At 45.7% G+C, this 13434-nt stretch carries 11 protein-coding genes; 8 read left to right on the top strand and 3 right to left on the bottom strand.

What is annotated here, in order from left to right; all coding sequences use genetic code 11:
* Window positions 1–3 precede the first annotated feature (3 nt).
* Entirely contained in the window at window positions 4–510 is a 507-nt protein-coding gene (locus NYE25_RS21595; RefSeq protein ID WP_341050946.1) for a YwhD family protein, read from the top strand.
* 101 nt (window positions 511–611) lie between these two features.
* Here the strand turns inward: NYE25_RS21595 and NYE25_RS21600 are convergent, their stop codons facing one another.
* On the bottom strand, window positions 612–1085 hold the full coding sequence (locus NYE25_RS21600; RefSeq protein ID WP_076286897.1) for an AbrB/MazE/SpoVT family DNA-binding domain-containing protein: 474 nt from the start codon (window positions 1083–1085) through the stop codon (window positions 612–614).
* A 202-nt stretch (window positions 1086–1287) separates the two neighbouring features.
* On the bottom strand, window positions 1288–3348 hold the full coding sequence (locus NYE25_RS21605) for a transglycosylase domain-containing protein (protein ID WP_341146803.1): 2061 nt from the start codon (window positions 3346–3348) through the stop codon (window positions 1288–1290).
* 224 nt (window positions 3349–3572) lie between these two features.
* Here NYE25_RS21605 and NYE25_RS21610 point away from each other — a divergent pair, with 224 nt between their 5' ends.
* The 3 genes from NYE25_RS21610 to argS all read left to right on the top strand — a co-directional run bounded on the left by NYE25_RS21610 (window position 3573) and on the right by argS (window position 7209).
* Window positions 3573–4757, top strand: coding sequence for a hypothetical protein (locus NYE25_RS21610; protein WP_341146804.1), 1185 nt, complete (start codon window positions 3573–3575; stop codon window positions 4755–4757).
* Window positions 4758–5083: 326 nt separating this feature from the next.
* Entirely contained in the window at window positions 5084–5527 is a 444-nt protein-coding gene (locus NYE25_RS21615) for a DUF1934 domain-containing protein (RefSeq protein WP_143764154.1), read from the top strand.
* Window positions 5524–7209 (top strand): arginine--tRNA ligase, encoded by a 1686-nt coding sequence (gene argS, locus NYE25_RS21620; protein WP_076121339.1) that lies wholly within the window; start codon window positions 5524–5526, stop codon window positions 7207–7209. The genes NYE25_RS21615 and argS overlap by 4 nt, the downstream gene beginning before the upstream one ends.
* Before the next feature lie 127 nt (window positions 7210–7336).
* Here the strand turns inward: argS and NYE25_RS21625 are convergent, their stop codons facing one another.
* On the bottom strand, window positions 7337–8506 hold the full coding sequence (locus NYE25_RS21625) for a S8 family peptidase (protein ID WP_341147763.1): 1170 nt from the start codon (window positions 8504–8506) through the stop codon (window positions 7337–7339).
* 458 nt (window positions 8507–8964) lie between these two features.
* On the opposite strand from NYE25_RS21625, the gene rpoE reads away from it, so the two are divergent.
* The 4 genes from rpoE to fba all read left to right on the top strand — a co-directional run bounded on the left by rpoE (window position 8965) and on the right by fba (window position 13269).
* Complete coding sequence (gene rpoE, locus NYE25_RS21630) at window positions 8965–9516, top strand: DNA-directed RNA polymerase subunit delta (protein ID WP_042183972.1); 552 nt, start codon at window positions 8965–8967, stop codon at window positions 9514–9516.
* A gap of 326 nt (window positions 9517–9842) precedes the next feature.
* Window positions 9843–11450, top strand: a complete 1608-nt coding sequence (locus NYE25_RS21635) for a CTP synthase (protein ID WP_042183974.1) — start codon at window positions 9843–9845, stop codon at window positions 11448–11450.
* Between the two features lie 369 nt (window positions 11451–11819).
* Window positions 11820–12206, top strand: coding sequence for a response regulator (locus tag NYE25_RS21640; RefSeq protein WP_042123230.1), 387 nt, complete (start codon window positions 11820–11822; stop codon window positions 12204–12206).
* A gap of 208 nt (window positions 12207–12414) precedes the next feature.
* A complete protein-coding gene (gene fba / locus NYE25_RS21645; protein WP_036679934.1) occupies window positions 12415–13269 on the top strand; it encodes a class II fructose-1,6-bisphosphate aldolase in 855 nt (284 codons plus the stop codon).
* Window positions 13270–13434: the final 165 nt, after the last annotated feature.

The following is a 13434-nucleotide window of genomic DNA, read 5'->3' on the forward strand; positions in this document are numbered from 1 at the left end:
CTCGTGGACAACATACAACCGGAGGGCAAGAAACAGATTGCCTTAAATATTGTGAATGCCAAAAGTAAACATAAAGGTTTTGGAGCGGGCTCTATAGAGCTCAATAACGTATCGCCTGTCATTATTGATGGCGGTGAAGCAGTCATTGATATTGGTGCCATGCATGCCAAGAGTAAGGTTGAAAAGGGGATTAAATTCTCCATGAACCGTGAAGATGTACCTAATGGTAGACAGGTTTGGGTAGTATGGGTAGCAGTGGACCGTACACAGGATAGTCAATTCTATGGTGGAATAACGGCCTGCGAAATGTGGATCGATACGGAAGCGCGTCGCGGTTGGAAAATTCTCGCCGAGCATGTCAATAAGTTGGATGCTGCTCTAAAACGCAAAATCGATGTGGGAGGGCTTGGCGCAGTTGAAAAAGCTGCCCTCAAATCCCTCTTGATCTCTCATAATGAGGCATGGTGGACTGCGTCCTCCGATGAGCTTAAAGCTGCACTGAACGAGTAGGAACGAATCACCCGGTCAAGGTTACCTGATACAGAAAAAAGGCTTCGACATCCTGATATAGGAGAGTCGAGGCCTTTTTGAATTGAACATAATGAATTAGTTTACGATTTGCCTGCCGTACTAAGTTTGCGTTTGAGTTGACTTACTCTGGCTTGACTGATCCCAAGAATTTCAGCAAGCTCTTTCTGATTGGCATATGGATGTTCTTCTATGGCCCGCTCCAGGCGTTGGCACATATCCTCTGTCTTCGTCTTCCGGATCGTGCTGCTGTGTTCTGACACTTCGCCTGCAAAATCTTGGCGCGCCTCAGGCACTTGAGACATGCGTTCAGGGTCGGCAATTTCTTTTAGACAGCTACTGCAAATAAATTGCTCTTTATAGTAGGTGACATGGTCGTGGCTTCTGCAAAACGTACATTCTGTCGAGGTGTACTTCCTGAGTATGATGGTGTTATCGTTTAATATAAAAAATTCGATAGGATCACCAATGTCGATATTACGAGTCATACGGATTTCTGCGGGAACCACAATTCTCCCAAGACTGTCTAAACTCCGGATCATGCCTGTATCCTTCATCCCATGTCCCTCATTTACATCTTTATATTTTGGTTGCTACTAACTATTATAGCAGTAATTGTGAGTTAAGAGAATGGGGTGAATATAATTAATGAAGCGGTTACATCCTTTGTGGGAGAAGTGAAAATCGAGTTTGGCCATCCTATGAATTCTACAATAAATAAGTAATAAAAAAGAAAAACCTCTTCAATTAATGAAGAGGTTAATTCAACCACCAGCGTTTAATATTGTTCCACAGGGAACGACTTTCTTCAGCAGGATCTACTTTGCTTTGTACATCATCGACAACGGGAGCTTTGCCATGTTGATCACAGTATTCGGTGGGCTCAGTTCCACTAATGAAAGTCTCCAGTTCTTTTTCGGGACAGGCTGCTGTAGCTAGCTTACCGGATTGCGGATTGATGTATACACTGACTACGCCATCTGGAATGGGAAAAATCTTAGGCGGGATATTTTCCAACGCTTTTTCAGTAAACTCCGCGAAAATTGGAGCTGCCCGTCGGCCATCGGTAGTTGTGATGTCGCGCCCCTTGTCATATCCAACCCAAACTGCAGTGGACAGCTCGGGGGTGAAGCCTACCATCCAGCCGTCTGTATCCGTAGTTCCAGTCTTGCCGGCTACCGGACGTTTGATTATAGAAGCTACGCGATTTCCTGTCCCCCCAGTCTCAAATACCCCCTCCATTAAACGGGTCAACACATAGGCGGCAGAAGGCTCTACAATGGCTTCACCCTTTGACTGTGGTGCTTCATACAGCACCATACCATTAGAATCCGTTATTTTTAGAATGGCTGTGGTGGGCATTTTCTGACCACTGTTTCCAATAACAGCGAATGCCGCAGCCATTTCTAGCGGACTGATCGGTGAGGTACCGAGTGCCAGTGACGGCACGCTTTGAAGCGGACTATCAATGCCCATCTTGCCTGCCATCTCGCTCACCTTATCCGCGCCGATCTTCATGATCGTATTCACAGCATAGATATTGTCGGATGCTGCAATAGCTTGTCGCATATTGATTTCGCCCAGATACTTATCCCCGAAGTTCCGAGGCTGGTAGGTTTTGCGATTGTTATCATAATGGAACATCGTGGGCTGGCTTTTGAAAACGGAAAGACCAGTCATCTCTTTAGAAGAGAGTGCTGCTAAGTACATGATCGGCTTAAAGGACGAGCCAGGCTGACGTGTGGTGGCTAGAGCATGATTGTATTGGTTGGTACGATAATTTTTTCCGCCGACCATAGCTTTAATGTAGCCAGTGCGAGGATCGATGGAAACAAGAGCGGTCTCCAGATCACTCTTTTGATCCATCTCTTTGTCGACTGCTTGTTCTGCAGCATGCTGCATGTCAGGGTCAAGGGTAGTGTAAACATTTAGTCCCCCTTGTTCCAGCTCATCACTGCTGATGTGAAGAGATTCTGTGGCCAGATTGCGGATATAATCTCTGAAATAAGGTGCAACCACAGTGGTATCCTTCTGGCCTTGTGGTTTTAAGTTCAAGTCTTCCTGAACAGCCTGTCCTGCTTCTTTTTGTGTGATTTCTCCTAAATTGGTCATGACAGTCAAAATGATTTTTTGGCGTTTTTTAGCGTTGTCTAAATGATTGTACGGCGAATAATAGGTTGGTCCTTTTGGAATTCCAGCTAGCATGGTACTCTCTGCCAAGTCTAAGTCTGCTGCAGATTTACCAAAATACATTTGAGAGGCTGCTTCAATGCCATAGGCACCATGGCCATAGTAGATGTTATTTAAATACATGTTCAAGATTTCATCTTTGCTGTATTTCATCTCGAGCTGCATCGTATACAAGGCTTCTTTAGCTTTGCGCGTCCATGTCTTCTCGTGGGAGAGATAAAGATTTCTCGCGAGCTGCTGAGTTAGCGTGCTAGCCCCTTGCGTTCGGTTTCCCTCTTCCAGATTGACGAGCACGGCCCGAGCCATCCCTTTCATGTCAAATCCGGAATGCTCGTAAAACTTACGGTCCTCGACGGCTAGTGTGGCTTCAATGAGCAAGGGAGAAATTTGACTTAATTTGACCGGTTCACGGCTACGCCCGTCTGAGGTAAAGGTGGCAAGAATATTGCCCCTGGAGTCGAGTAGCTTGGAGCGCACATCGTCGCCAATGGGAGGGAGATCTTTTTGGTATAGGTAACCGAGCAGAGCTACCGTGGTCAGTAGAAACAATATAATCATGGCTACCAGCAGCCGGAATAAACGGCGGAAGCGGCTTTTTCGTTTGGGTGGACTCGTTGATTCACGTGACATGATACCAGACTCCCTTCTCCTTGTATTATGGGAAAGGAATTGGAAGGATATTCATTGTATAACTAGGTGATCTGTTAAAGGGACTATCACCGGAGGAGATTTAAATAGGAGATGACAAACTGTTTCCATTTTGTGACTATTCAATGGTGGATCATGCGTGCTTCAGGAGGTATAAAAGAGTAGAGATTAAAAGCTAGGGTATATATACAATAGGAGGTGTCATTATGAACTGGACGAAAAAGATTCACAGATCGACAATAACCGCCCTTTCGGCGACGCTAATAATGGTTTCAGGCTGGGGTGCATCAGCTTCTTCTGTACATGCTGCGGCATCGGCTACACCAGCGGCGTGCGGCACTGGAGATCATGGGCTACTACAGTCTCTGCAAAACAAGCATTCAGGAGACGTATCCACACCGCTTACCTTTTCTGATGTTCAGTTTCTGAATGGAGATATCGGACGGGCAGCAGGCAATGGATTTATGATTGGCACTTCTGATGGAGGCTGCAATTTTCAAGAAATTTATGAAGGCCAATGGAGCTTTAAACAGATTGATTTTCCCGATAACGTGCATGGTTTTGCCCTTGCTTCTGTAGAAGACGGTCAAGCTCGATATTTAATCAGTACCTCTAATGGCGGCTCAGAATGGAAAAGACTTTCGAATAAAGCTGTTAGCTTTGAAAGAATCGATTTTATCGACAGTAAGATTGGTTTCGGGTATAACAGGGCATCAACGTATTACACCAAGGACGGGGGACTTAGCTGGAGTAAGATTTCAACCCCATCCAATACACGCGGTGCTTATTTCAGTGATCGTAATACCGGCTGGGCCGTTGTAACTGTGCCTGGAACCAGCTACCGGGTAATGAAGACCGCAGATGGTGGCAAAACTTGGAGTTTATCGTTAAAGGTAGCCTTTACCGATCCAGAGCATGGGCAAATTACTTCAAAGGGAGATCAAGTTGATGTGGTTCTCTATGGCGGCTCAGGGATGAGTCAAACCTCATACTCCCTATATACAAGTACGAATAAGGGTAAAAGCTGGAATAGAGTGATCGCTCAGGAAACTGCTGGGGGTGGGCCTGCTCCGGGTAGTGGAAGAGCTGTAGTAAATAAAGGGCCTGCGTCTGGCAGACCGGGAAATTTGGAGCTGATAGGGAACAATACGACCTTCTTGGTGGGTTATTCCGACGCAGCAGAAAAAGTAGCGGTAGGACGCACATATAACGGTGGCAAGCAGTGGACCAATCTTCCGGCGATTGCTGGGTATGAAGGAGTAATCTCGTTCACTAGTAATAAAGAAGGCTGGCTAGCCGTTCGCGAACGCGATTATTCATCGTTATATGTAACTAAAGATGGCGGCGCATCTTGGCAACTTAGATTTTCGTTGAAAATTTTGTCCTTGTAACGGGCGGGTTAGTAAAGGTAGCGAGCATAGCTTATAGTTTTCTAAACGGTTCCTAAGGGAACCGTTTTTTTGTGATTATGAAGTTGGTTGCACTTGTGTACAGTTTTACTACATGTTCCAAGTGTGCTTTTATCCATCAATATGGTAAAATTTTATGAGCTAAGCTAGATCTAATGGATTCTGAGATTGAAATGCTTCTTTGAACTGGATATAGTGTACAATGGGAAAGCGAATAGGCCTTTGAATGAATATAAAAATGTTTAAGTTTTACGACAGGCGTTTTTCTTATGCAGAATGCAGAGGCTTGCAGAATGGAGGAACGTGTGATGCCCGAATTACAGTCTAACAAATATGACGTCTCTATTACGCTCGTGAGCCTTCAAGATGGTCAGCGGAATGTTATGAAAGCGAATGGAGAGGTAGTATCCAAAGGACCGCATCTATATATTCAATATGAAGAGTTAGAGCAAGGCCCTCGAGGAGAGGAAATTTCTGTTCGTACAACAATAAAGATTGCAGGCAAACAGCTAAAGCTAATCCGCCACGGTGGGATACAGTCGGAACAGAGCTTTCAATCCGGACGGCGTCTGCCGGGATTCTATCGTTCACCATATACACAGTTTAATCTTTCTACAGAAACGAACAAGCTGGACGTGGTGCGCGAAGGGCGCTCCCTAACGGTTGCATGGGAATATGATTTGTACGTATACGAGGAATTGTCAGGAAAGTTTGCTATTAGTTTGCATATACAGGAGGAACCGAAATTATGACACAGAGAAAGAATCCGTTGGAGCTAGTGAATGAACGGGTAAAAGAAGCCATTGCCGATGCAATTGTAAATGCAGGAATTGTTGCACCGGAAGAGGTTCCGGATATCGTACTGGAAGTACCAAGAGATAAGGCACACGGTGATTTGGCTACGAACGCTGCTATGCAGCTGACCAAAATCGCAAAACGTAACCCGCGCCAAATTGCTGAGGCAATTATAGAACATTTGGATACTAGCAGCGCTTCTATTGAAAAAGCTGAGATTGCCGGACCAGGCTTTATTAACTTTACGTTGTCCAAGAATTATTTGTATCCAATTATCAGCCTTGTTGCTGAGCAGGGTGATGATTATGGCCGTATTAACATCGGTCAAGGTCAGAAGGTTGAAATGGAGTTCGTCAGCGCTAATCCAACGGGTAGCCTTCATTTAGGACATGCTCGTGGTGCTGCTGTCGGCGATGCGCTTTGCAACGTACTTGATTATGCAGGCTATCAGGTGACACGGGAATATTATATTAATGATGCCGGTAACCAGGTGGTCAACCTGTGCAAATCCATTGAAACTCGTTACCTGCAGGAGCTGGGCCAAGAAGCAGAAATGCCTGAAGACGGTTACCATGGCGAGGATATTAAGGGATTTGCTAAAGAGCTTGTGGCTGAAAAGGGTGATACACTACTCGAAATGAGCCCGAGTGACCGCGCAGCTTTTTTCCGGACTTATGGACTTAATAAAGAGCTCGATAAAATCAAACGTGATCTGGGACTATTCCGCGTAAACTTCGATATCTGGTTCAGTGAGACTTCCCTGTACGAGAACGGAGAAGTGTTACGCTCGCTAGATGAGCTTCGTGATCGTGGAGAAGTCTATGAGCAGGATGGGGCAACCTGGCTGCAAACGACTAAGTATGGCGATGATAAAGACCGCGTTCTGATTAAGAACGATGGCACATACACCTACCTTACACCGGACATTGCTTATCACAGCGATAAGTATGGCCGTGGTTACGATAAAATGATTAACATTTGGGGTGCGGATCATCATGGCTATATTCCGCGGATGAAAGCGGCGATGTCAGCACTTGGCAATGATCCTGAGAAGCTAGTGGTTCTGATTGCTCAGATGGTCAGCCTGTTCCAGAATGGTGAAAAGGTTAAAATGTCGAAACGTACCGGCAAAGCGGTTACGATGGAAGATTTGATGGAAGAAGTAGGAATCGATGCGATTCGTTATTTCTTCACCATGCGTAGCATGGATTCCCATCTCGATTTCGATATGGACTTGGCGATCTCTACTTCTAATGAGAACCCTGTATTCTACGTTCAATATGCGCATGCGCGTATCTGCAGCATCTTCCGTCAGGCAGAGGAGCAAGGGATCTCCATTCCTGATTACGCTGAGATTGACTTCTCCAAGCTGACAGCAGTGCATGAATATGACCTGCTGCGCAAAATTGGTGAGCTCCCAGCAGAAATTGCTGTTGCGGCTGAAGGTTATGCTCCACATCGCCTCATCCGTTATGTATATGAGCTGGCTGCGATGTTCCACAGTTATTACAAAGCTGAACGTGTAATCACTGAGGATGCCGCTCAAACCGTGGCACGACTTGCACTGCTTGGTGCTGCGCGTACCACCATTGCTAATGTCCTGCGTCTTGTTGGTGTTTCCGCACCAGACCGCATGTAATTCAACATCAAACGACAAAAAATCCGCCTTCCGGTTCTCTGGGAGGCGGATTTTATTTTGTGCCGTTCTTCGCACCGGCACAAGCTGCGCTCACGTCAGAGTGACCCACCCGGTGCCCGGGCAGGTTCTATACGTTCGCGGATACCGCCCGCTTGGCCCTCATTCCTGCTTTCAGCAGGCGTAGGGCATCGGCAGCGCCGCCGCCAAGGGATGCGCGTCGCTGCCCCTTGCGCAGCCGCACCGGGGACGCGGTGCGGCGCAAGAGCAGCTTCAGCTCCCTTGGCGAGAGCCCCGGTCGCACCGCGAGCAGCAGTGCAGCGGCTCCCGTGACATGCGAGGTCGCCATGGAGGTGCCGCTCATCTCTTTGTAGCCCTCCTTCAGCCAACAGGAGGTCACGCCTTCGCCGGGGCCATAGACATCGATATAAGAACCGCGGTTGCTGAAGCCAGCAACACGATGTCTTTTATCGATGGCGCCCACGGCAATCGTCTCAGGATAACGTGCGGGATAGTCTCCGCCACGTTTTCCATCATTCCCGGATGAGGCGATGACAGCGATTCCGGCTCGGTACGCTTTAATAACCACATTGTGAAGCGCTTTGCTTCTAGTTTTCATTCCGAAGCTCATATTGATGATATCAATTTTGTTCTGTACGCACCAATCAATGCCCAGTACAATGTCCGATACATACGCGGAGCCACTATGATCAAAGGCCTTGACTGGATATAGCAACGCTCGTGGAGCCACTCCCATCATACCGCGTGTTCCTCCTGCCGCAGCTAGAGTGCCGGCGATATGAGTTCCGTGTCCATTATCATCTAGCGGCAACATTCCGCGGTGTAGTAAGTTGACCCCAGAGGCTAATGAATGCTTCAGATCGGGATGGCGGTAATCAGCACCTGTGTCGATTACGCCGATTTTGACGTGAACTCCGGTTGATTTGGACCATGCCTGAGGAGCATGAATGGCTTTTACTCCCCAAGGGAGTGTGGCGGTACCGCTCTTTTCGTTAGCTATGGAATGGATTTGTATTTGTAGATCCTCTTCGACATTTAGGAGGTCTGCAAATCGGTTCATTAGTTTTCCAGCTCCGGCAGCAGGCACAAAAAAGGCCCGGATCAGCGGAGATACCTGCACTTGCCGCAGCTCAGGCTGCTTCGCTTTCAGCGCCTTCCATTGTGTGAATGCCCCGGCATACTGGCGGGGATCATTGAAGGTAAGAATACGCCGCTCACCATTGTTGGGGGCAACCGATATTTCTTCAAGAAGCATGTTCCAAAATTTGTAATAGTCCATAGGTTTCGCTGTCCCCTCCTCGGTGCCCTGCTGCCATATTGTATGAGTGGAAGAGGGGGTCCGAATGGGAACTTGCCCTTTTTTAACGAAATGGGCTGCCCATCGTGTCAAAAGACGGCGCTTTACATAAAATAGACAGAAGAGATTAACACTCTCTTTGTAACATCACGTAAGGAGCCGATCCTTGGCGTGGATACAGTCATGCGCGGAGGGTTTCCTCCGCCTTTTTTTATTTAAAAGGAATTATAAGTTTCACACGGGTACATATGTTTTGGGTTTATCCTTCTTCAAGATGGAGACAGGTATCTGCTATGGATAACAGCCTGAAGGCTCTTTCTGTTAGCTGTTACCGCTTTTGACTTGCAATTTGTTGTCAAATAGGTTTTACTTAGTTTTGTTAATGGATATTATTGAAATAAACCGTAATGTGAACAATGCGTGAGAGGAAGTGTCCTTTAGTGAGTACGCCACTCAATTTAAAGCTAGACCCTGAGAAAGTTAAAGAAATGCCGATGGTGGATTTGGCCTTTCTAGTGCTTAAGGCAGCCAATACACCGTATTATTACCGTGATCTGATGGTCGAGGTAGCCAAGTTGCGCGGCATGACCGATCAACAAAGCCAAGATACTATTGCCCAGTTATATACCGAGATTAACATTGATGGGCGTTTTGCCTGTGTCGGAACCAACCTTTGGGGATTGAAACGCTGGTATCCTCTAGAGCGCTCTGATGATCCGGTTGGTAACACCAAACGCGTGCGTATCATCAACGATGAAGACGATGATTTGGAAGATGACGACTTTGCTGAAGAAGAAGAAAACTACGCTGCTGAAGAAGAGGATTTCGACGCTATCGACGAAGATCGCGACGACCTCTATTCCGACGACGACAGCGAAGAAGAAGTCGACGAAGATGTCGTGATCGATGAAGATGACATAGACGAAGATGACTCAGATGAAGACGATGCAGAAGATGACTCAGATGAAGACGATGCAGAAGCTGACAAGTAAGATAAATAATTTCAAAGAGTCTTGCTGATGGTTTAATTCCTCCCTTGACAGTGGGGGAACGTCAGAGTAAACTATTGCATGGGCTTATCATGTAAGTTAATAAACGCGTTTCTTAAAATAAAAAGTGCCCCGGTTCTACGGGTGTCACTTTTTTGTTTTTTTAGATGCAAAGTAGCTGTAGTTTTATGTAATTTGCGGGACGACGCTTTATGTTTTCCCCGGTGAATCAAACTTTTGATTTCCCCTGTTTTGATGATAGTAAAACGGGTTACGATAAACACCATGCGCCGCTTTTATGTCTGGACTTTATTTAGGAGGGTTTTACAGTGACAAAGTATATTTTTGTAACGGGTGGCGTTGTGTCTTCCCTGGGCAAGGGCATTACCGCCGCTTCGCTGGGCAGGCTGCTCAAAAACAGAGGTCTAAAGGTAACGATTCAGAAATTTGATCCGTATCTTAACGTAGACCCTGGAACGATGAGTCCTTATCAGCACGGTGAAGTATTCGTAACCGATGACGGTGCGGAGACTGACCTTGACCTTGGACACTATGAACGGTTTATTGATATTAATCTGTCAAAGAACAACAATGTGACGACAGGTAAGATCTATTCATCCGTAATCAGCAAGGAACGTCGTGGAGAGTATTTGGGCGGAACTGTACAAGTTATCCCACACATTACGAATGAGATCAAAGAACGCGTGTTCCGTGCAGGCCGCGAGACCAACTCTGATGTTGTAATCACAGAGATTGGTGGAACCGTAGGTGATATTGAAAGTCTTCCGTTCCTGGAAGCCATTCGTCAGATCAAGAGTGATATCGGACGGGAAAATGTGATGTATATCCACGTAACCTTGATTCCTTATATCAAGGCTGCTGGAGAAGTGAAGACAAAGCCGACACAACACAGTGTTAAAGAGCTGCGCAGTATCGGTATTCAACCGAATGTCATCGTGTGCCGTACGGAATATGAGCTTTCCGCAGATATGAAAGCGAAGATCGCACTCTTTTGCGATATTGATGCTAATGCTGTTGTGGAATGCCGCGATGCTTCAACGTTGTATGAAGTTCCATTGAATCTTCGTGATGAAGGATTGGACGAGATTGTTGTTAATCATTTGAAGCTTACGACACCTGCACCAGATATGCGTGAATGGGAAAGTATGCTTGAACGGATTCAGAAGCTTGAAAAAACAGTGGAAATTGCGATTGTTGGTAAGTACGTAGCACTGCATGACGCTTATTTGAGCGTTGTTGAATCACTTTCACACGCAGGCTTTGCTGCTAATGCAGAGGTTAAGATTCGCTGGGTGAATGCAGAGGAAATTACGGATGAGAACGTGGATGAAATGCTGCGTGGTATTGGTGGTATTCTTGTTCCTGGTGGTTTCGGTGATCGGGGAATTGAAGGTAAAATCTCTGCGATTCGTTATGCCCGTGAGAAATTGATACCTTTCTTCGGAATTTGCTTAGGTATGCAAGTTTCCGTAATCGAATATGGCCGTTCTGTTCTAGGTCTACAAGGTGCGAATAGCTCCGAAATCGATCCGAACACACCATATCCACTGATCGATCTGCTTCCTGAGCAGAAGGATATTGAAGATATGGGCGGTACTATGCGTCTTGGCTTGTATCCTTGTAAGATTGCTGAGGGTTCCCTGGCAATGTCTTGCTACGATGATGAACTGGTTTATGAGCGTCACCGTCACCGGTATGAGTTCAACAATACGTACCGTGATGAGATTGAAAAAGCAGGTCTGGTTATTTCCGGAACCTCTCCAGATGGCCGTTTAGTTGAGATCGTAGAGCTTCCGGGACATCCTTGGTTCTTGTCGGTTCAATTCCATCCGGAATTCACTTCACGTCCGAACCGTCCACAACCGTTGTTCCGTGATTTCGTCAAAGCTTCTTTGACTCATTCCGAACAGCAGTAATTTTGTAAATATAATCAGAACCTACGGGTTTTGTATCAAACCTGAAGAGCCTCCCATAGGAGGCTCTTTTTTTAAACTATTCGAAAGTATAAGTTGTTCATCTATCCTTTATGTCTAATATTTTTCGCTTAAACGCTTATCGTCCTTATAGGGACGCCGAAGGTGTTTATGCCTGTTTGTCCATTTTGAAGAGCTGTGTAAATGACATCATTGTAATTCAGACTCTTTATTTACCCATTTTATCCAATTAGCAGGATTTGAGCAGTGAAGCACGAATAATAGGTTTCGTATGGGTTAGTTTCTGAAGGGGCCGTTAGCTGTGGAGAGCGCGGTATAGTCAATCTGGCTTAATCTCTGGGAGGGTATTATATGGAAAAAAAGAAAGTGTTAATTGTCGATGATCAGAATGGGATTCGGATTCTTCTTATGGAAGTGTTCAATAGCGAAGGATATACGACATTTCAAGCAGCTAACGGAAAATTGGCCTTAGACATTGTTCGCAGTGAGTCTCCTGACTTGGTTTTGCTCGATATGAAAATACCGGGAATGGATGGACTCGAGATTTTGAAGCATCTGAAGGAACTAAATCCATCCATTAAGGTCATAATGATGACCGCTTATGGGGAGCTGGATATGATTAAGGAAGCAACCAAGCTAGGCGCATTGATGCATTTCACAAAGCCATTTGACATCGATGAAATGCGGGTAGCGGTCAATATGCATCTTCATAATAAGTCTGTAGATCAATGCAGTTAAAGTAATATTTTCTGTATCGATTCTATTTGGTTATGGTGATTATAAACAGTTTGAGTACAAATGCTATACGGGCTGGATAAAAATCGTCCCACCGGGACATTTTTTTGTTTATCCTATTTAGTATTTGACTCAGGATGTGTTATAATAAGCCTGTATGTGATGTCGGTTTAAAAACATAGCCAACCAACATTCTTAGGAGGATGAAACCATGCCATTAGTATCTATGACAGACATGTTGAACAAAGCACTTGAAGGAAAATACGCAGTAGGTCAGTACAACATTAACAACTTGGAGTGGACACAAGCTATTCTTGGTGCCGCTGAACAAGAGAAATCACCAGTAATCCTTGGTGTATCCGAAGGCGCAGCACGTCACATGGGCGGCTTCACTACTGTTGTTAAAATGGTAGAAGGTCTAATTATCGATATGAATATCACAGTTCCTGTAGCGATCCACCTTGACCATGGATCTAGCTTTGATAAATGTAAAGCAGCAATTGATGCTGGATTTACATCCGTAATGATCGACGGTTCCCACCACCCAATCGATGAGAACATTGATATGACTAAAAAAGTCGTTGAATATGCTCACGCTAAAGGTGTTTCTGTAGAAGCAGAAGTAGGTACTGTTGGTGGACAAGAAGACGACGTTATCGGCGGCATCATGTATGCTAAGCTTGATGAGTGCGTACGTATTGTTAAAGAAACAGGTATCGACACTTTGGCTCCTGCACTAGGTTCCGTTCATGGACCTTACCATGGCGAGCCTAACCTCGGATTTAAAGAAATGGAAGAAATCCGCGACGCTACTAACATCCCAATGGTTCTTCATGGTGGTACAGGTATTCCTGAACATGACATCAAGAAAGCTATCTCCTTGGGTACTTCCAAAATCAACGTAAACACTGAGAACCAAATCGTGTTCGCAAAAGTTGTCCGCGAAGTTCTAGCTGCTAAACCTGATGCTTACGATCCACGCACATTCATCGCACCAGGTCGCGATGCGATCAAAGAAACCGTTATCGGTAAAATCCGCGAATTTGGATCCAACAACAAAGCCTAATCATTGTTAGCTTCCGCCACAGGTGGACAAGCAATTTGTAAAGGGCAGGGTGTAGCTCTGCCCAGTTGAATAGTTTGATGAGGAAAGCACACCGCTTAGCCGGTGTCTTTCCATTTTCATCACTAAAAGTCCACAGCACGTATTGCCCACACAGCTGCAATACAC

Source organism: Paenibacillus sp. FSL E2-8871 (assembly GCF_038000345.1).
Lineage (GTDB): Bacteria > Bacillota > Bacilli > Paenibacillales > Paenibacillaceae > Paenibacillus_AQ.

Excerpts from the sequence above, each read along its gene's own strand:
- NYE25_RS21600 (WP_076286897.1), bottom strand. The coding sequence starts at position 1,085 with ATGAAGGATACAGGCATGATCCGGAGTTTAGACAGTCTTGGGAGAATT.
- NYE25_RS21605 (WP_341146803.1), bottom strand. The coding sequence starts at position 3,348 with ATGTCACGTGAATCAACGAGTCCACCCAAACGAAAAAGCCGCTTCCGC.
- NYE25_RS21610 (WP_341146804.1), top strand. The coding sequence starts at position 3,573 with ATGAACTGGACGAAAAAGATTCACAGATCGACAATAACCGCCCTTTCG.
- NYE25_RS21615 (WP_143764154.1), top strand. The coding sequence starts at position 5,084 with ATGCCCGAATTACAGTCTAACAAATATGACGTCTCTATTACGCTCGTG.
- argS (WP_076121339.1), top strand. The coding sequence starts at position 5,524 with ATGACACAGAGAAAGAATCCGTTGGAGCTAGTGAATGAACGGGTAAAA.
- NYE25_RS21625 (WP_341147763.1), bottom strand. The coding sequence starts at position 8,506 with ATGGACTATTACAAATTTTGGAACATGCTTCTTGAAGAAATATCGGTT.
- NYE25_RS21640 (WP_042123230.1), top strand. The coding sequence starts at position 11,820 with ATGGAAAAAAAGAAAGTGTTAATTGTCGATGATCAGAATGGGATTCGG.
- fba (WP_036679934.1), top strand. The coding sequence starts at position 12,415 with ATGCCATTAGTATCTATGACAGACATGTTGAACAAAGCACTTGAAGGA.